Below are 17,475 nucleotides of genomic sequence, written 5' to 3' on the forward strand. Positions count from 1 at the left end.
CCGCATGGAGACGTGCGCACGGGCCGGGAAGTTGCGAGCTCCCCGCCCGGTCGTGGAGCCGGCCGCTCAGGACTTCATCGCGACACCGCGACGCCAGTAGCCCATGAAGGCGACCTGGCTGCGGTCGAAGCCGAGCTCCTTGACCAGGTGGCGGCGCAGGCCCGTGACGACCGTGGACTCGCCCGCGATCCACGCGTAGGTGCCGCCCACGCCCGTCACGTCGCCCGGGACGTCCTCGCCGGAGGAGGAGTAGAACGGCGTCTCCCACAGGTCGGGGTCGACCTCGTCGGGAGCGACGTCGACGTGGGCGCCCGGGATCCCCAGGTGGGCGACCACGGCGTCGTGCAGGCCGAGGCCGAGCTCGTCGCCCTCGCGGGCCAGCCACACGACCTCGACGCCCGCCGGACCGCGTACGTCCTGGACGTCGGCAGCCAGAGGCACCTCGAGGAACGCCGTCCCCCGGGCGTCGTCGGGCAGCTGCTCGAGCACGGTGCAGACGGCGGGCACGGCGGTCTCGTCGCCCACGAGGAGGAGGTCGGCGCCGGGGCCGGGCGTGAACTCGATGCCGCCGTAGGGGTAGCCCCGCCGCGGCGCGAGCAGCGCGATCCGGTCACCGACCGTGGCGCGCGAGGCCCAGAGCGAGCCGGGGCCGACCATGTCGCCGTCGAGGTGGAGCACCATGTCGACGACGAAGGTCGTCGCTGCCCCGGAGCCGAGGACGTCGCGGATCGTGTAGGTGCGCATGTGACCGCGCTCGGCCGCCGGACGCTCGAGCCAGGTCGAGAACCAGGTCGCGTCGGCACCCTCGGTGGAGGTGATGCCGCCCGTCTCGGGGTCCGGGAGGATGAGCTTGATGCGCTGGTCCCAGCGCGGACCGTCGACCCCGAACTCGGCGAGGTCGGGGCTGCCGAGCTCGACGCGGACGAAGGTCGGCGAGAGCCGCTCGACCGCGACCACCTCGACCTCGGTGAAGAGCATGGGCAGGGCGGCCTGGTTCGAGCTGGCGGTCACGGTCATCGGATCTCCTGGCTGGCGTGGCGGGCAGGGGTGGACGGGCTGGGGCGTCGCGGCTGGTGGCGGCCGACGGGCACGACGAGGGGCGTGTGCGAGACCGGGTCGTCGATCACTCGGTTGTCGAGGCCGAACACGGTCCGCACGACCTCCTCGGTGACGACCTCGCGCGGACTGCCCTCGGCGACGATCTGCCCCGTGTGCAGGGCGACGAGGTGGTCGGCGTAGCGGGCGGAGAGGTTGAGGTCGTGGAGCACCATGACGATCGTGGTGCCGCGCCGGGCGTTGAGCTCGGCGAGCAGGTCGAGCATCTCGACCTGGTGCGCGACGTCGAGGTAGGTCGTCGGCTCGTCGAGCAGCAGCAGGTCGGTGCCCTGGGCGAGCGCCATCGCGATCCACACCCGCTGGCGCTGGCCGCCGGAGAGCTCGTCGACGACGCGGTCGGCGAGCCCGAGGGTGTCGGTGAGGGCGAGGGCCTCGGCGACCGCCTCGTCGTCGGCGCTGGTCCAGCGGCCGAACGGTCCGTGGTGCGGGTGCCGGCCGCGGCCCACGAGGTCGGCGACGGTCACGCCCTCGGGCGCGACGGGGTTCTGCGGCAGCAGCCCCAGCGTGCGGGCGACCTGCTTGGTCGGCAGCCGGTGGATCGCCTCGCCGTCGAGCAGGACCGAGCCCGATCGCGGCCGGAGCAGGCGGGCGAGCCCGCGCAGCAGCGTGGACTTGCCGCACGCGTTCGCACCGACGATGACGGTGATGCGGCCGTGCGGGACCTGCAGGTCCAGGTCGCGCACGACGGCGGTGTCGGTGTAGCCGAGCGTGAGGCTGCTGGCCTCCAGCCGGGCGGGTTGGGTGGGTGTGGCGGTGGTCATGCCGCCCTCCTTCCACGGTGTCCTCTGAGAGGGCCGCGGGCGAGCAGCCAGAGGAGGAACGGGGCACCGAAGGCGCCGGTGACGACGCCCACGGGCAGGTTGAGGTCGGCGAAGGCGTAGGCGCCGGCGTAGTCGCCCGCCAGCACGATCACCGCCCCGACGAGAGCGGCCGCCGGGAGCGTCGTACGTCCGTGGTTGAGGGCGCGGGCGATCGGCCCGGACAGGAAGGCGACGAACGCGACGGGGCCCGCCGCGGCGACCGCGACTGCGACGAGCAGCACGCCCAGGAGCATGAGCAGGTCGGTACGGCCGCGCCCGACGCCTAGGCCGGCGGCGGTGTCGTCGCCGAGCTCGGTCGCGCGCAGCGAGCGGGCGACCCACGCAGTGGCAGGCAGCAGGACGGCCAGGGCGAGCGACAGCAGCCCGATCGCCTGCCACGCGACGCCGTTGACGCTGCCAGTCAGCCAGCGCAGCACCAGCTGGACGTCGTACTCGTCGACGCGGGTGAAGACGTACTGGATGACCGACTGCATGGCGGCGGCGAGGCCGATGCCGGCCAGGACGAGCCGGAAGCCGCCGTGGTCACCGGCGACGGCGCGCACAGCGAGCGCGACGGCGAGGGCACCGACGATGGCGGCGGCGGAGACCGGCCAGCCGGTCCAGCCGGCCAGGGCGATCACCGTGATGGCGGCGGCGCTCGCACCGAGGCTCACGCCGACGATGTCGGGGCTCGCGAGCGGGTTGCGCAGCGTGGTCTGGAAGATGGCACCGCCCACGCCGAAGGCCACACCGACCAGCACGGCCAGCACGGCCCGCGGGAGCTTGGACTCCATCACGATGTAGGTGGCGCCGGGGAGCTGCTCCCCGCCGAGGATGCGGACGAAGTCGGGGACCGTGACGGTGTAGTCGCCCAGCAGGACGCGCGCGGCGAAGGCGCCGACCAGCGCGACGAGGAGGCCTGCGAGGAGGCGGCGGTGGTGGCGCACCGGCGCGCGGCGCGCACGGCGTACGACGTCCAGGGCGTCCGGGCTGGACGGCGTGGGCGGCTCGGTGGCGAGGGGGCGGCCGAGGGTCACGGTCACAACGCCCTCCCGGTGCGGCGGATCAGGGCGAGGAAGACGGGGACGCCGACGACGGCGGCCATGATGCCGACCTGCACCTCCGACGGCGGCAGCACGACGCGGCCCACCGTGTCGGCGACGACGACGAGGACGGCGCCGCCGAGCATGGAGAACGGGAGCAGCCGGCGGTGGTCGGGGCCGACGAGGGCGCGTACGACGTGGGGCACGACGAGGCCGACGAAGGCGATCGGCCCGGCCAGCGCGGTCGCCGTGCCGGCGAGCAGGACGATCGCGAGCGCGATCACGAGGCGGTCGCGGGTGGTTCGGCGGCCCAGGCCGCGGGCCAGGTCGTCGCCGAGCGCGAGGGTGTTGAGCAGGCGCGCGCCGGCGAGCGCCAGCGCTGCGCCGAGGAGCAGGAACGGGAGCCCGGCGAGGAGCACGTCGGTGCCCCGCCCGGCAACGGTGCCGACCTGCCAGAAGCGGAAGCTCTCCATCGTCTTGCGGTCGGCCAGGAGCAGGCCGGTGGTCCAGCTGGCGAGGCCGGCACTGAGGGCCGCGCCGGTGATCGCGAGCTTCATCGGCGTCGCGCCGTCACGGCCCAGGGACGCGATGCCGTGGACCGCCGCCGCGGCGACGGCGGCGCCGACGAAGGCGAGCGGGAGGAACTGGCCCATCCCGGAGAACCCGAAGGCCGTCATCCCGACGACCATCGCGAAGGTGGCTCCGGCGTTGACGCCGAGGATGCCGGGGTCGGCGAGCGGGTTGCGGGTCAGGCCCTGCATGACCGCCCCCGCCAGCCCGAGGGCGGCGCCGACGGCGAGGCCGAGGAGCGTGCGGTCCAGGCGGGCCTCGACCACCGCGTGCATGGGATGTGCGGCGTCCCAGACGGCGGCGAGCGGCACCGCTCGCGCCCCCACCAGCAGCGACAGGGCGCCGGCACCGGCCAGCGCCACGATCGAGATCGCGACGCTGGCCGGCAGGGCGGGACGACGCCTCTGGCCTCCCCCCGGAGCCCTCGAGACGTCGTCCCGCGTCGGGACGAGGGCGGCCATCAGCCCTCGATGGCCTCGACCACGTGAGGCAGGAAGTCGCTCACGATGACCGGGATGGAGAGAGGCGTGGGGTTGGTGGACGCCATCGCGTTCTGCTTGTCGGTCTCGGCGTACCAGTGGCCTTCGGCGATCGCGGGGATCTGGCCGAGGAGCTTGTCGTTCTCGATCGTCTCGACGTTGTCGGGCGAGTCGACCCAGGTGAGGAACACGTCGGAGTCGAGGTCGGCCGCCTGCTCGGCGGAGACCGTGCCGTAGAACTCACCCGGCTTGATGGCGTCGGCGACCGCCGGCGCGTCGACCATGCCGAAGTCGCGCAGGATCGACACGCGCGGGTCCTCGGGGGCGTACATGCCGACGGTGGAGAGGTCGGTGGCGGCGAGGTAGCCGTAGATCAGCTCCGCGCCCTCGAGCTCGGGGTTGGCCGCGGCGGCCTCGTCGATCGTGGTCTGGGTGTCGGCCGCGACGTCCTCGGCGAGGGCCGTACGACCGAGCGCCTCGCCGACCATCTCGAGCGAGGTCTGCCAGGGAGTGGTCCAGGGCGCCTCGGGGTAGGCGACGACCGGCGCGATCTTGGAGAGCTTGGCGTACTCCGCCTCGGTGATGCCGGAGTTCGTCGCCAGGATCAGGTCCGGTGCGAGCTCGGCGACCTCGTCGATCGGCGCGCCGTCGGCGTCGTCGTAGCGCACGGGCGCCTCGGCGCCGGCCTCCTCGACGGCCGCGTCGAACCAGTCCGTCGAGCCGCCGTCGTTGCCGCCCCAGGTGATCTTGGTGGCGCCGACGGGGACGACGCCCAGCGCGAGGGCGTGGTCGTGGTCGGTCCAGCCGAGGGTGGCGACCCGGGTCGGCTCGGACTCGATGGTGGTCTCGCCGAGCGCGTGCTCGATCGTGACGGGGAAGGCGTCGGGGTCGACGGACGTGGTCGACGTCGGCTCCGCCGCGGCCTCCGTGCCGCCGCTGGTGGACCCGGTGCTGCAGCCGGCGAGGGCTGCGGCCAGGACGGTGACCGCGGCCATCTTGATCAGGGTGGGCGCGGCGAGGCTTCGCTTCATCAGGACTCCGTGTGCTCGGTAAGGCAAGGCTAACTTAGGAAAGCCTAACCACACACCGCTCGATTAAGACAACAGGGGTGTGCCGTAATCCGCGATGTGGACCACGCGGTGGTCCACCGGGTTCCGGTTGCCCGGGGCGCGCGAGGACGACCGTCCCCCGATGGACTACCCCGGCAGGAGGCGGGACGGTGACGGCGTACGCCGCTCAGATGGACGTGCGGTGGAACCCCTGGAACGACCGGCTCGGGGTCGGGCCGCGCTGGCCCTGGTAGCGCGAGCCGTACTTCTCGGAGCCGTAGGGGTGCTCGCTCGGCGAGGAGAGCCGGAAGAAGCAGAACTGCCCGATCTTCATGCCGGGGTAGAGCTTGATCGGCAGCGTCGCGACGTTGGCCAGCTCGAGCGTGACGTGGCCCGAGAACCCCGGGTCCACGAACCCTGCGGTCGCGTGGGTGAGCAGGCCGAGCCGTCCCAGCGACGACTTCCCCTCCACCCGCGCGGCGACGTCGTCGGGCAGCGAGACGACCTCGTACGTCGACCCGAGCACGAACTCGCCCGGGTGCAGGATGAACGGCTCGTCGCCCTCCGGCTCGACCTCACGGGTCAGCTCGGACTGGTCGGCCGCCGGGTCGATGTGGGGGTAGCGGTGGTTCTCGAAGACGCGGAAGTAGCGGTCGAGCCGGACGTCGATGCTCGAGGGCTGCATCATCTGCGGGTCCCAGGGCTCGAGGGCGATCCGGCCGGCGTCGATCTCGGCGGCGATGTCGCGATCAGAGAGCAGCACGCGGCCGACCCTAGCCTCAGTTTCGAGACGGCGGCCCTCGTGGCCACAATGGATCGGTGACCTTCCACCGCTACGTCGCACTGGGCGACTCCTTCACCGAGGGCGTCGGCGACCCCGACCCCGCTCGACCCAACGGCCTGCGCGGCTGGGCCGACCGCGTCGCCGAGGTGCTCGCGCAGCAGACCGACGACTTCGGCTACGCCAACCTCGCCATCCGCGGTCGCAAGCTCGGCGCCATCGTCACCGAGCAGGTCGACGCGGCCCTCGCCCTCCAGCCCGACCTGGTCACCATCCACGGCGGTGGCAACGACGTGCTCCGCCCGCGCGTCGACATCGACGCCCTCGCCCGGACGTACGACGACGCGATCGCGCGGCTCACCGCGACCGGCGCGCACGTCGTCATGTTCACCATCTTCGACCCCGGTGCCGGGGGGATCTACGGCCCGATGCGCGGCCGGATGGCGATCTTCAACGAGTGGGTCCGCGAGATCGCCGACCGCCACGGCGCGAGCGTCGTCGACATGTGGCGGATGCGCGACATCGAGATCGCCGGCGTGATGGACACCGACCGGATGCACCTCAACAGCTCCGGCCACACCCACCTGGCCCACGCCGTCCTCGAAGCCATCGGCGTCGAGCACGGCCTCGACCCCGTGACCGTCGGTCCGCTCCCCGTCCTCGGGCGCCGCGAGACCTGGGCCGCCAACGCGCAGTGGACCCGCGAGTTCCTCGTGCCCTGGGTGCACCGCCGGCTCACCGGGCGCTCGTCCGGCGACACCGTCGCGCCGAAGCATCCCGCCCTTTCCAGCGTGCGCCCGCCGGTCCGGTAGCCCCGTCTAGTAGCATCTGGCCCGCCGTCCCCGGACGGCACTGCGGATGTAGCTCAGTTGGTAGAGCGCGACCTTCCCAAGGTCGATGTCGCGAGTTCGAGTCTCGTCATCCGCTCCACGTTGGTCTCCCGCCCCCAGCGGTGGCCCACCCACATTCCCGGCCCGCGGAATGTCGCTCACGCACCGCCCGCCGGCGCACCCCGGTGTCGCCGTACGAGCGGTGGCCCACCCACATTCCCGGCCTGCGGAATGTCGCTCACGCACCGCTCGAGCGACCGGAGCGCGCCGCTCACATCCCCCGGATGGGGCAGGAGTGAGACTTGCGACTTCTGGGGCCAGAGAGGACAGTGAGGCGTCCGTCTGTCTCGGATCGAAGGTCTTCCCCCATGCCTGCTCTTCCCCGCCCGACCCTCCGCAAGGTCGCCCACCGCATCGCCGACGAGGACACCTCGCGCCCGCTCTGGCGCCACCCCGTGACCATCGCCGCCGCGGCGCTTGCGCTCACCCTCGGCGCCGTCCCGCTCCTCCCCGACGGCGGGCAGGACGACCGGGGCGAGATCGCCCCGACCGCCGAGACGACCCGTGCTCCCGGCGCCGTCGGCCGCGGCGGGGTCACGCCCGCGATGCGGACGGAGATCGACCGCGTGCTCGGCGAGGGTGCGGCCCTCGACCGCGCGGAGGGGCGTACGGCGCTCGCGCAGGCGTCGGTGCGGTGCGCGACCTTCGAGGGCCAGCGCTACTGCCTCGGCTTCGGCTGGACCAACCAGTCGGAGGAGGCCCTCGCGGCACGGCTGGAGACCCGCCCGACGACTCGCGCCGCCGAGCGCACCGGGGACCTGGACGCCGACGGGCTGCTGGCCCGCGCCCAGTCGCGTACGTCGACCGCACGCACGGAGGCGGAGCGCGCCGAGCTGACGATGGCAGCCCGCTCGGTCGGCAAGGTCTGGATGCTGCGCCACGAGATCCAGGGCGTGCCGCTGCCCGAGGGCTTCGCCGCGCGCCACCCCGAGGTCACGGCGGGGATCGAGGCCCGCGGTGGCTTCGGGGAGTCCTACCCGAAGCGATCGAAGATCCTCAGCAGCAAGGTGGCCCAGGCCCAGAACACCACCTACTGGTGCGGCCCGGCGACGATGCAGGCCATCGGCTGGGGCTCGCAGGAGAAGCGGAAGAACCAGTCCTACTGGGCCCGGCGCCTCGGCACCACCACGGCCGGCACCGCGATCACCGACATGGTGCGCGTGGTCAACAACAAGACCGACTACGACGAGGACACCCACGCCGGTCCCTACGTCGTGCTCGACATCAGCGACTTCAGCTTCAAGCAGTGGTACCGGCTGATGATGCGCCACATCCACGACTACAAGGCGCCCGTCGTCCTCCACCCGTCGCTGCTCACGCAGTACTACCCCTACCTCGACGACGACGCGAGCGGCCACTTCCAGGTCGGCCGCGGCTTCGACCAGAACCCGGGAGGGAACCCGCAGCTCGGCTACTTCGAGCCGTGGGACCAGTCGAAGTTCGACCCCAGCGAGCCGGCCATCGGCCGCGTGCAGTGGCGCAACGCCTACCGCTCGTTCCGCGCCAACCTCGCCCACTTCCAGCACAACATCGGCGTCTGACGTGCGCGGACGTACGACGGCCACGCTGGCGCTGCTGCTCGCGCTGACCGGCTGCGCCGGGACCGACGGGCCCGACGGGCCCGACCCGGGCCACGACGCGAGCCACGACCCCAGCCACACGGAGACCCCCAGCTCGACCGACGAGCCCGCCGACCTGCCGAGCGGCGGCCCGGTCGACGACCCGGTCGAGGTCGAGCCCGCATCCGCGCCGCTGGACTGGCAGGACACGGGCGTCGAGGCCGGCACCCGTTACGTCAAGGGTCCGGAGTGGGAGGCACTCGGCGACGCGGGTGACACCACGGTCGAGCTCGCGCGCGACGGCAAGGCCGTGACCGTCGCGGCCGGCCGCGGGCGCACGATCTCCGAGGTCCTGATGAGCGAGGACTGGGCCGTCGTCGTCCGGCAGGACAAGGCCGAGACCGACCCCAGCGAGGTGGCGGTCGTCGACCTCACCACCGGCGAGACCGGCGAGGTCGCCACTCCCCCGGCGGCGAGCGGCGGCGCGTGGGCCCTCACCGCCGGCGACCTCTACTTCCCGACGTACGGCGACGGCGGTGCCTACTGCCTGGCCACCGCGGCCCTGGCCGACGACAACGGCGAGGACGGCTGGTGCGCCCCCGACCGCAGCGGCTTCTCCGGGCTGACGGCGAGCGAGCACGGGGTCGGGATGATGACCTTCGACGACGCCCGCCCCGTGGCCTGCCGCACGGCCAACCTCCTCGACGACAGCGGCGTGCCGCAACCGCTCGAGGGTCCGGACGACTGCACGGCGTGGGACGTCGCGGCCACCGCCGACGGCGCCCTGTGGTCCGAGGTGCCCAAGCCGCGCCGACAGGAGGAGGCCCGTTTCCACGCCTCCGCCGACGGCACCTACTTCGACCTCGGACCGGGCACGACCGGCACCGCCGTCCCCTGCGGCGACTCGGTCTACTTCGTCCGCGACCCGCAGGGTCCCGACGAGCCCGCGCGACTGATGCGCTGGACCCCGCAACGCACGCTCGAGGTCGCCTACGAGTCCCCCTCGACCGGCAACGCGTTCCTCGGCGAGCCGACCTGCGGCGGTGGCGTGCTCACGCTGGCGTCGTACGGCGAGAAGGGCGACCAGCACGTCTGGGCTACGGTCTCCTGACGTGAGCTTCACCGGATTCCCCGTCGCCGCGCTCGACTTCTACGACGACCTCGAGATGGACAACACCAAGTCCTTCTGGGAGAGCCACAAGCACGTCTGGAAGGAATCGGTCGAGGCGCCGACGAAGGCGCTGATGGCCGCGCTCGAGCCCGAGTTCGGGACGGCCAAGGTGTTCCGCCCCTACCGCGACGTCCGGTTCGCGAAGGACAAGACGCCCTACAAGACCCACCAGGGCGCGTTCGTCGCGGCCGGCCCCCGCACGGGCTGGTACTTCGAGATCTCGCCGCGGGGCACGCGGGTCGGGGCCGGGTTCTACGACGCCGACGGGCCCACCCTCGCCGCGATCCGCGACGCGATGGCCGACGACAAGACCGGCGCAGCCCTCGACCGGCTCCTCAAGCGCCTCGAGAAGGACGGCTTCGACGTCGGCGGCGAGCAGCTGAAGACGTCGCCGCGCGGCTACGACACCGACCACCCACGCATCCACCTGTTGCGCCGCAAGCAGCTCTTCGTCGGCCGGTCCTACGGCTTCGAGGCCGACGCGATCGACGCCGGGCTCGTCGACCGGGTGCGCGCCGACTGGAAGTCCCTGCGCCCGCTGGTCAGCTGGCTGCGCGCGGTCCCGGTCGACTGACGCCCATGATCGTCACCTTCGACCTCTTCAGCGCCCTGCTCGACACCCGCACCGGGGCGTCGCGAGCCTTCTCCGCGATCGCCGACGAGCGAGGCTGGGACCTCTCCGGCGAGACGCTCTACGACACCTGGGACGGCCACAACAAGGCGCTCCAGCGGGAGGCTCTCCCGCCGACCAGCTTTCGCGACGTCTCACGGACGGCCCTCGTGGCGGCGTACGCCGACCTGCGGCTCGACGCCGCGCTCGCGCCGACCGATCTCGCCCGGTTGCACGAGACGATCCCCGACTGGCCCTTGTGGCCCGACGTCGCGGCAGGGGTGGCCGCGGTCGCCGGCCTCGACCGGGTCGCCGGGGTCGCGCTCCTCTCCAACGTCGACGACGACCTCGCCCGACTGACTCGCGCGCACCCGCTGGTCGACCCGGACCTGGTGCTGAGCTCGCAGCGGCTCGGCGCCTTCAAGCCCAGCTCGGCGATCTACACGCGCGCCGTCGCAGCCGTGGCGCCCGAACGCCTGGTCCACGTCGCGGCCTCGGCACGAGACGTACGAGGTGCGCTCGAGGCCGGCATCACCGCCGTACGACTGGTGCGCCCGGGGCACGTCGTGGACCCCACCGGCCCACGGCCCCCGCACGAGGTGCGGGACGCCGCGGAGCTGGCCGACGTCGTCGACGGACTCTGAGGACGATCAGACGGTCGGCACGACCAGGACCGCCCACGCCACGAGCGGCGCGATGACCACGATCGACATCCCCCACTGCATCAGGCGCTTGAAGACCAGCTCGCGCTGGTCGGGCTCGGCGTTGGCCACGACCAGCGCTCCGTTGGTGGAGAACGGGCTGCAGTCGACGACCGAGCTGGAGATGGCGAGGGCGGCGATGAGGCCCACCGCACTGACCTGGTCGGTGAGCAGGAACGGCACGGCCAGCGGGATCAGGGCGCCGATGATCCCGGTGGTCGAGGCGAAGGCGGACACCACGGCGCCGATCAGGCAGATCAGCAGGGCCGCGACGAGCGGCGCGCCGACGTCGGCCACCCCGTCGCCCAGCCAGTCGACCACGCCCTGGTTCTGCAGCAGCGTGACGTAGGTGACGATGCCGCCGATCAGCAGGACGGTGCCCCAGCTGATCTTCTCGACCGCACCCTTGGCGGAGGCCGGGAACGCGAGGGTGAGAGCGACGGCGATGGTCAGGGCGGTGAAGCCGACATCGAGGTCGAAGCCGAGCGCCCCGACCATCAGGAGGACCAGGCCGAGGAGGGTCACGCCGCGCTGGACGTTGAGCACGCTCGGGTCGTCGCCCGCGGCGCCGGCGGGGCGGACGGAGCGCCTCGCCTCGACCGCCGAGTGGGGGGCGCCTGTGCTGGCGCCGGCACGCGTCGCGGCGTGGGACACGCGCTCGGCCTCCGCCCCCATGGTGGCGACGGAGACGTCCTCGCGGCCGCGGGCGATCAACGCCCGGCCGCCGAACGCCAGGTAGGTCACGACGGCGATCGCGGTGGCGGCGAGGAAGGTGGAGAAGAACAGGAACGTCTGGCTCCCCGGCAGGTCGTTGCTCTCGACCACACCGTTGGTGATCGACCCGAAGATCCCGATCGGCGAGAAGCTGCCGGCGGTCGCGCCCTGCACGACCATCATGCCCATCATCACCGGGTGGATCTGGTAGCGGACCGCGAAGCCCATCGCGACCGGCGCGACGATCGCGACGGCCGCCGGGCTGACGGCTCCGATCGCCGTGACGATCGCGCAGACCACGAACATCGCCCACGGCACGAGGGCGACCCGGCCGCCGACCGCACGCACCGAGCCGTGCACGATCCAGTCGACGGTGCCGTTGTTCTTGGCGAGGGCGAACAGGTAGGTCACCCCGACGAGGATCACGAACAACCCGCTCGGGAAGCCGGCGAGCACGTCGTCGGTCGTGGCGTCGTAGACCGCCAGGCCGACGATGAACGACGCCACCAGAGCGAGCGCGCCCATGTTGACACCGCGCACGGTGGCGACGAGGAAGACGATCGCGAGGACCGCCAAGGAGATCAGTTCGTGTGACACGAGGTCCACCTTGCTGGGTTCGACGAGGTGCCCGAGGGGCCGGTGTGACGAGCATCATGCCAGTGGCTAGGCCACCTGACAACCAGTCCACCAGCCCCTAGGATGACGCCATGGCCGACTCGCCGTCCCGCAGGAACCTGCCGCCGCTGCGCCGCGAGCGGCTCTACGAGAGCCTGGCGGCGCACATCTCCGACTTCATCGAGGCGCAGGGCCTGGTGGGGGGCGACCGACTGCCGCCCGAGCGTCAGCTGGCCGCCGAGCTCGGCGTCAGTCGAGCCACCCTGTCGCGGGCCCTCGCCTCGCTCGAGACGCGGGGGCGCATCGAGGTCCGCCACGGCGTCGGCGCTCTCGTGCGCGACGTCGACCACGGTGCCGACTCGCGGCTGAAGGAGCGAGTCGAGACGCGTCCGCCCGCCGAGGTGGCCAGCGCCCGCGAGTCCATGCTCGCCGGTCTGGCGCGCGCCGCGTCGGTGCACCCGAATGCCTCGCTCCGGCTCGCCATGCTCGCCGACGACGGCCGCCCGCGCACGTTCGAGCACACGTGGCGATGCGTACGCCGCCTCGCTGACTCGCCGCTGCTCGCCGACCTCGACGATCTCCTGGCCGACAAGGCTCCCGCCCCGCCGGACTCCCCCGCGCTCCGCCACTCGCTCGACGTGCTCTCCGACGCGATCATCCGTGGCGATGCGAGTGCCGCAGCCGTGGCCTGCCTGGGGATGCTCTCCGACTGACGGTCCGGGTGGCCCCGCCAGTGGCCAGTCCACCGAGACTCGGACGTCCCTGACCACCGGCCCGCGGCCCGCCGCTCCCGTGACGGAGGCATCCGGGTGGTGCGCCCCGACGGGCGGAGTTCGACCGCCCGTGGCGCAGCGTTCACCCGCGGGTCGAGTGCGTGGCCGAGGCTCGCGCCATGGCCAAGAGACTGTTCATCCTGCACCTCGGTCCCGACGCGGTGGACGTGTCGTCGATGGCCGGGGCGCTGGCGGTCGGCGGCGTCCGGACCCCCGCCGTGGGCGACGACGCCCTCGCCCACGCCCAGGTCGAGATCCTGCGCGCGCACCGGTCGGCCGGCCTCCGGCGCAAGGACGTTGAGGGAGCCTGGGCCCGGGTGTGCCGACGTGCCCGCAAGAGCGGCGCGGACTGCTTCGTGAGCATGCCGGAGTGGTTCGGGGCGACGCCCGAGCAGGCGGCACTGGCGCTGGACGGCCTCGCGGACTTCCGCGTCGTGCTCGTGGCGACGAGCGGGTTCACCGACCCGCCGCGCGCCTGGCTGTCGCTGGTGAAGGACGAGCGCTCGCACGTGCTGCCCGCCCGGCTCAGCGACGAGCAGCTGGCCGCGCAGGTGGCGCGGATCGCGCTGATGGAGGAGGAGGCGCGCCTCGACCGCCGGCTCGCCAAGGTGACCCGGCGACGCCGGATGCTCGACCGGAGGCCGGCCGCCTGACGCGTCTGGTCAGTGCGGCTGCCAGGCGTCGTCGTCCTCGGTGAGGGCCGAGACCGCCTGCGGCAGCGTGCCGTCGGCCAGCTGCTGGATGGTGACCTGCTCGAAGACCATGCGGAGCGAGTGCCGGGCAGCGATCCACACGTGCTGCAGCACCTGCGCGCTGTCGTCGTACTCGACCGCCTCGGGGCGCAGGCCGTAGACCGACACGAGCGGCCCGTCGACCGCGCGGATCACGTCGGCGACCGTCACCGACTCCGGCTTGCGCGCGAAGCGCCAGCCGCCGGACTGGCCGCGCTGCGACACCACGATGTCGGCGCGTCGGAGGTCGGCGAGGATCGCCTGGAGGAAGCCGTGCGGGATGCCCTGCGCCTTGCCGAGCTGCTCGGCGCTGACCGCGGTCCCGTCGGTGCGCACCGCGATCTCGATCAGGGCCCGAAGGGCATAGTCGGCTTTGGCGGAGACGCGCATATGCCTAGTTTGTCAGATATGTCGGCATAGACAGTGCTCTTGGTCGACACGGAGCCCGCACGCACGCGCGTACGCCGCCCCCCGCGGGCGCGGGAGACGGCGTACGTCGAACGACGTGCGGGTCAGGCGGTGGCGGTCTCGAGCTCCGCCTCGTCGACCCGGGCCGCCGCCTTGGACAGGCGCTCCTGCTTGACCGCCCAGACGATGCCGGAGATCCAGAGCACGAAGATCAGCGCGGCGGCGACGGCAACGCCGACACCCGGGACGCCGACGGCCTCGAGCAGCGTCTTGGAGTTGGTGAGGATGATCAGGCCACCGGCGGCCACACCGAGGACGCGGGCAGCGAGGTGCTTGACGAGCCAGGCCGCGATCGGAGCGGCGATCACGCCACCGGCCAGCAGCGCGCCGGCGTAGCCCCAGTTGATCCCTGCGGAGCCGAGTCCGAAGAGGAAGCCGAGCGAGGCGCCGACGGCGACGACGAACTCGGAGGTGTCGATCGAGCCGACGACCTTGCGCGGCTCGAGCCGACCACTGGAGAGCAGCGACGTGGTGCCGACCGGACCCCAGCCTCCGCCACCGACGGCGTCGAGCGTGCCGGCGACGAGGCCCATCGGGGCGAGGAACATCGCGGAGGGGTGGCCCTTGAAGGTCGGGCGCTCGCCGCCGAGGCGGAGGAAGCGGTAGACGACGTAGAAGCCGAGGCTGAGCAGGATCACGGCGACGACCGGCTTGGCGACCGCGGCGTCCATGTTGGACAGGAGGGTCGCGCCGACGAAGGCGCCGACGAACCCCGGCAGCGCGAGGATCGAGACGGTGCGCCAGTCGACGTTGCCGAACTTGTGGTGCGACGCACCGGAGACCAGCGAGGTGCCGATCTCGGAGAAGTGGACGGCGGCCGAGGCGGCGGCGGGAGCGACCCCGGCTGCCAGCAGCAGCGTCGAGGAGGTCACGCCGTAGGCCATGCCCAGGGAGCCGTCGATGAGCTGGGCGATGAGGCCCACCACACCGAGAACGATGAGCTTGCGCATGTTGCGAGGTCCTTCCGGGACGGAGCAGGGAGCAGTAGTCGTGCGACTGGGGTATGTCAGGTGAAAGAGTAGACATACTTAGGGTGATAGACAAAACCGATCTAGCCCGCGGCGTGTCCTTGCACCCCCTCTGTCAGCGATGTCGTACGCCGATCCCCCTGTCCAGCGCGGTTTTCGGCGTTCGTGTTGCGCGAAGCGCGGTTGCGAGGCATCCTTTAGTTACTGGCGAGTAGAACTACTCAGTAGGGCTCGCCCCCGAGACCGCACCGCACACGGAACAGGTGGAAGCTGTGAGCCACTACAAGACCAACCTCCGCGACATCGAGTTCAACCTCTTCGAGGTGCTCGGCCGTGACGCCGTGCTCGGCACCGGCCCCTTCGGCGAGGTCGACGGCGAGAGCGCGCGCGAGATCCTCCGCGAGGTCGAGCGGCTCTCCCGCGAGGACCTGGCCGCCTCCTACGAGGACAGCGACCGCAACCCGCCCGTCTTCGACCCGGCCACCCACACCGCACCGGTGCCCGAGTCGTTCAAGAAGAGCTACCAGGCGTGGATGGACTCCGAGTTCTGGCGCCTCCAGGTGTTCGAGGAGATGGGCGGCACCCCCGCCCCCTCGTCCCTGATCTGGGCGCTCGGCGAGATGGTGCTCGGCGCCAACGCGCCCGTGTGGATGTACGCCGCCGGCCCGGCTTTCGCCAACGTCGTCCACCGCAACGGCAACGAGCGCGACAAGGCCGTCGCCCAGCACATGGTCGACCGGCAGTGGGGCTGCACCATGGTCCTCACCGAGCCCGACGCCGGCTCCGACGTCGGCGCCGGTCGCGCGAAGGCCGTCGCCAACGAGGACGGCTCGTGGAACATCACGGGCGTGAAGCGCTTCATCACCAGCGCGACCCACGACATGAGCGAGAACATCATGCACCTCGTCCTCGCGCGCCCCGAGGGCGTCGAGGGCGCCGGCGGCCCCGGCACGAAGGGCCTCTCGCTCTTCTGGATGCCGGAGCACCACTTCGACCCCGAGACCGGCGAGCTGACCGGTGAGCGCAACGGCGTCTACGTCACCAACGTCGAGCACAAGATGGGCATCAAGGTCTCCAACACCTGCGAGGTCACCTTCGGCGACCCGCAGGTCGGCGGCGGCGAGCCGGCCAAGGGCTGGCTGCTCGGCGAGGTCCACAACGGCATCGCGCAGATGTTCCAGGTCATCGAGAACGCCCGCATGATGGTCGGCACCAAGGCCATCGCCACCCTCTCGGCCGGCTACCTCAACGCCCTCGACTACGCCAAGGAGCGGGTCCAGGGCGCCGACCTCACCCAGGCCGCCGACAAGACCGCGCCCCGCGTGACGATCACCCACCACCCCGACGTACGCCGATCGCTGATGACCCAGAAGTCGTTCGCCGAGGCGATGCGCGCGCTGGTGCTCTACACGGCCACGTGGCAGGACCAGGTGATGATCGCCGAGCACGAGGGCACCACCGACTCCGACGAGGCCCGCCTCGCCGCCGCGGTCAACGACCTGCTGCTCCCGATCGTCAAGGGCTACGGGTCCGAGCGCTCGTGGGTGCTGCTGGGCACCGAGTCGCTGCAGACCTTCGGCGGCTCCGGCTTCCTGCAGGAGTACCCGATCGAGCAGTACGTCCGCGACGCCAAGATCGACACCCTCTACGAGGGCACCACTGCGATCCAGGGCCAGGACTTCTTCTTCCGCAAGATCGTCAAGGACCAGGGCCGCGCGCTCGGCCACCTCGCCAAGGAGATCGAGGGCTTCATCGCCTCCGAGGCCGGCAACGGTCGCCTCAAGAACGAGCGGGCGCTGCTCGCCACCGCCCTCGAGGACGCCAACGCCGTCGTCGGCCACATGATCAACGACCTCATGTCGTCGGCCGAGGAGCTGCGCAACATCTACAAGGTGGGCCTCAACACGTCCCGCCTGCTGATGGTGCTCGGCGACGTCGTGTGCGCCTGGCTGCTCCTGCGCCAGGCCGAGGTCGCACTGGAGAAGCTGGCCGGCGACGTGTCGGACAAGGACAAGGCGTTCTACGAGGGCAAGGTCCTCGCCGCCCAGTTCTTCGCCCAGACCAACCTGCCGAAGATCAGCGCCGAGCGCGCCATCGCCGAGGCCACCACCCTCGACCTGATGGACCTCGACGAGGCGTCCTTCTGACAGCTGACCCATCGAGCGGTGGCTCAGCCACATTCCCAGGTGGCGGATTCAAGCGGTGGATGCAACACCGGTTGGTTTTGGTGGGTTCGACAGTAGTTCGTCGAGTGCCTGTGCCGGTGTCTTCCAGCCGAGGGTCTTGCGGGGTCTGCGGTTGAGCTTGGCGGCGACGTGGTCGAGGTAGTCGAGCTGGTAGACCGACAGGTCGGTGCTTTTGGGGAAGTACTGGCGCAGCAGGCCGTTGGTGTTTTCGTTGCTGCCGCGCTGCCAGGGCGAGTGGGGGTCGCAGAAGT

At 71.9% G+C, this 17,475-nt stretch carries 18 protein-coding genes and 1 tRNA gene; 9 read left to right on the forward strand and 10 right to left on the reverse strand.

Features of this window, described 5'->3' with window-relative positions; all coding sequences use genetic code 11:
- Window positions 1–66: 66 nt before the first annotated feature.
- The 6 genes from AC1DP1_RS17130 to dcd form a co-directional block, all read right to left on the reverse strand.
- On the reverse strand, window positions 67–1,017 hold the full coding sequence (locus tag AC1DP1_RS17130) for a siderophore-interacting protein (protein WP_477507849.1): 951 nt from the start codon (window positions 1,015–1,017) through the stop codon (window positions 67–69).
- The gene (locus AC1DP1_RS17135; RefSeq protein WP_477507850.1) at window positions 1,014–1,877 is read right to left on the reverse strand and encodes an ABC transporter ATP-binding protein; all 864 of its coding nucleotides are present in this window, start codon (window positions 1,875–1,877) and stop codon (window positions 1,014–1,016) included. Before AC1DP1_RS17135 ends, AC1DP1_RS17130 begins: the two co-directional genes overlap by 4 nt.
- Window positions 1,874–2,959, reverse strand: a complete 1,086-nt coding sequence (locus tag AC1DP1_RS17140) for a FecCD family ABC transporter permease (protein WP_477507851.1) — start codon at window positions 2,957–2,959, stop codon at window positions 1,874–1,876. Before AC1DP1_RS17140 ends, AC1DP1_RS17135 begins: the two co-directional genes overlap by 4 nt.
- Window positions 2,956–3,990 carry a FecCD family ABC transporter permease gene (locus AC1DP1_RS17145; protein ID WP_477507852.1) on the reverse strand — a complete coding sequence of 345 codons (1,035 nt, stop codon included), beginning with the start codon at window positions 3,988–3,990 and terminating at the stop codon, window positions 2,956–2,958. The genes AC1DP1_RS17140 and AC1DP1_RS17145 overlap by 4 nt, the downstream gene beginning before the upstream one ends.
- Entirely contained in the window at window positions 3,990–5,039 is a 1,050-nt protein-coding gene (locus AC1DP1_RS17150) for an iron-siderophore ABC transporter substrate-binding protein (RefSeq protein ID WP_477507853.1), read from the reverse strand. The genes AC1DP1_RS17145 and AC1DP1_RS17150 overlap by 1 nt, the downstream gene beginning before the upstream one ends.
- Before the next feature lie 205 nt (window positions 5,040–5,244).
- Window positions 5,245–5,820 (reverse strand): dCTP deaminase, encoded by a 576-nt coding sequence (gene dcd / locus AC1DP1_RS17155; protein WP_191193528.1) that lies wholly within the window; start codon window positions 5,818–5,820, stop codon window positions 5,245–5,247.
- Between the two features lie 56 nt (window positions 5,821–5,876).
- Here dcd and AC1DP1_RS17160 point away from each other — a divergent pair, with 56 nt between their 5' ends.
- The 6 genes from AC1DP1_RS17160 to AC1DP1_RS17185 all read left to right on the forward strand — a co-directional run bounded on the left by AC1DP1_RS17160 (window position 5,877) and on the right by AC1DP1_RS17185 (window position 10,712).
- The gene (locus AC1DP1_RS17160; protein WP_457184539.1) at window positions 5,877–6,650 is read left to right on the forward strand and encodes an SGNH/GDSL hydrolase family protein; all 774 of its coding nucleotides are present in this window, start codon (window positions 5,877–5,879) and stop codon (window positions 6,648–6,650) included.
- A 42-nt stretch (window positions 6,651–6,692) separates the two neighbouring features.
- Window positions 6,693–6,768 (forward strand) — tRNA-Gly (locus AC1DP1_RS17165).
- 268 nt (window positions 6,769–7,036) lie between these two features.
- Window positions 7,037–8,269 (forward strand): C39 family peptidase, encoded by a 1,233-nt coding sequence (locus AC1DP1_RS17170; protein ID WP_477507854.1) that lies wholly within the window; start codon window positions 7,037–7,039, stop codon window positions 8,267–8,269.
- Between the two features lies 1 nt (window position 8,270).
- Complete coding sequence (locus tag AC1DP1_RS17175; protein ID WP_477507855.1) at window positions 8,271–9,398, forward strand: hypothetical protein; 1,128 nt, start codon at window positions 8,271–8,273, stop codon at window positions 9,396–9,398.
- Window position 9,399: 1 nt separating this feature from the next.
- Window positions 9,400–10,032, forward strand: a complete 633-nt coding sequence (locus AC1DP1_RS17180; RefSeq protein ID WP_477507856.1) for a DUF2461 domain-containing protein — start codon at window positions 9,400–9,402, stop codon at window positions 10,030–10,032.
- Between the two features lie 5 nt (window positions 10,033–10,037).
- Complete coding sequence (locus tag AC1DP1_RS17185; RefSeq protein ID WP_477507857.1) at window positions 10,038–10,712, forward strand: HAD family hydrolase; 675 nt, start codon at window positions 10,038–10,040, stop codon at window positions 10,710–10,712.
- 6 nt (window positions 10,713–10,718) lie between these two features.
- Here the strand turns inward: AC1DP1_RS17185 and AC1DP1_RS17190 are convergent, their stop codons facing one another.
- Window positions 10,719–12,080 carry an SLC13 family permease gene (locus AC1DP1_RS17190; protein WP_477507858.1) on the reverse strand — a complete coding sequence of 454 codons (1,362 nt, stop codon included), beginning with the start codon at window positions 12,078–12,080 and terminating at the stop codon, window positions 10,719–10,721.
- Window positions 12,081–12,190: 110 nt separating this feature from the next.
- Between AC1DP1_RS17190 and AC1DP1_RS17195 the strand changes: the two genes are divergently transcribed.
- Entirely contained in the window at window positions 12,191–12,811 is a 621-nt protein-coding gene (locus AC1DP1_RS17195; RefSeq protein ID WP_477507859.1) for a winged helix-turn-helix domain-containing protein, read from the forward strand.
- Between the two features lie 179 nt (window positions 12,812–12,990).
- Entirely contained in the window at window positions 12,991–13,524 is a 534-nt protein-coding gene (locus AC1DP1_RS17200; protein WP_477507860.1) for a hypothetical protein, read from the forward strand.
- Window positions 13,525–13,533: 9 nt separating this feature from the next.
- On the opposite strand, the gene AC1DP1_RS17205 is transcribed toward AC1DP1_RS17200, so the two are convergent.
- Complete coding sequence (locus AC1DP1_RS17205) at window positions 13,534–13,992, reverse strand: RrF2 family transcriptional regulator (RefSeq protein ID WP_300047892.1); 459 nt, start codon at window positions 13,990–13,992, stop codon at window positions 13,534–13,536.
- A 122-nt stretch (window positions 13,993–14,114) separates the two neighbouring features.
- A complete protein-coding gene (locus AC1DP1_RS17210) occupies window positions 14,115–15,020 on the reverse strand; it encodes a sulfite exporter TauE/SafE family protein (protein WP_477507861.1) in 906 nt (301 codons plus the stop codon).
- 290 nt (window positions 15,021–15,310) lie between these two features.
- On the opposite strand from AC1DP1_RS17210, the gene AC1DP1_RS17215 reads away from it, so the two are divergent.
- Window positions 15,311–17,185 carry an acyl-CoA dehydrogenase gene (locus AC1DP1_RS17215; RefSeq protein WP_457184546.1) on the forward strand — a complete coding sequence of 625 codons (1,875 nt, stop codon included), beginning with the start codon at window positions 15,311–15,313 and terminating at the stop codon, window positions 17,183–17,185.
- A gap of 48 nt (window positions 17,186–17,233) precedes the next feature.
- Here AC1DP1_RS17215 and AC1DP1_RS17220 read toward each other — a convergent pair.
- The coding region (locus tag AC1DP1_RS17220) for an IS30 family transposase (RefSeq protein ID WP_477507862.1) at window positions 17,234–17,475 on the reverse strand (242 nt) is incomplete at its 5' end.

The sequence above is a fragment of the Nocardioides sp. P4_G10 genome (genome assembly GCF_056401175.1).

Bases quoted from the DNA above. Each gene is read 5' to 3' on its own strand.
- AC1DP1_RS17210 (WP_477507861.1), bottom strand. From the start codon at position 15,020: ATGCGCAAGCTCATCGTTCTCGGTGTGGTGGGCCTCATCGCCCAGCTC.
- AC1DP1_RS17205 (WP_300047892.1), bottom strand. From the start codon at position 13,992: ATGCGCGTCTCCGCCAAAGCCGACTATGCCCTTCGGGCCCTGATCGAG.
- AC1DP1_RS17200 (WP_477507860.1), top strand. From the start codon at position 12,991: ATGGCCAAGAGACTGTTCATCCTGCACCTCGGTCCCGACGCGGTGGAC.
- AC1DP1_RS17145 (WP_477507852.1), bottom strand. From the start codon at position 3,990: ATGGCCGCCCTCGTCCCGACGCGGGACGACGTCTCGAGGGCTCCGGGG.
- AC1DP1_RS17170 (WP_477507854.1), top strand. From the start codon at position 7,037: ATGCCTGCTCTTCCCCGCCCGACCCTCCGCAAGGTCGCCCACCGCATC.
- AC1DP1_RS17185 (WP_477507857.1), top strand. From the start codon at position 10,038: ATGATCGTCACCTTCGACCTCTTCAGCGCCCTGCTCGACACCCGCACC.
- AC1DP1_RS17135 (WP_477507850.1), bottom strand. From the start codon at position 1,877: ATGACCACCGCCACACCCACCCAACCCGCCCGGCTGGAGGCCAGCAGC.
- AC1DP1_RS17150 (WP_477507853.1), bottom strand. From the start codon at position 5,039: ATGAAGCGAAGCCTCGCCGCGCCCACCCTGATCAAGATGGCCGCGGTC.
- AC1DP1_RS17195 (WP_477507859.1), top strand. From the start codon at position 12,191: ATGGCCGACTCGCCGTCCCGCAGGAACCTGCCGCCGCTGCGCCGCGAG.
- AC1DP1_RS17130 (WP_477507849.1), bottom strand. From the start codon at position 1,017: ATGACCGTGACCGCCAGCTCGAACCAGGCCGCCCTGCCCATGCTCTTC.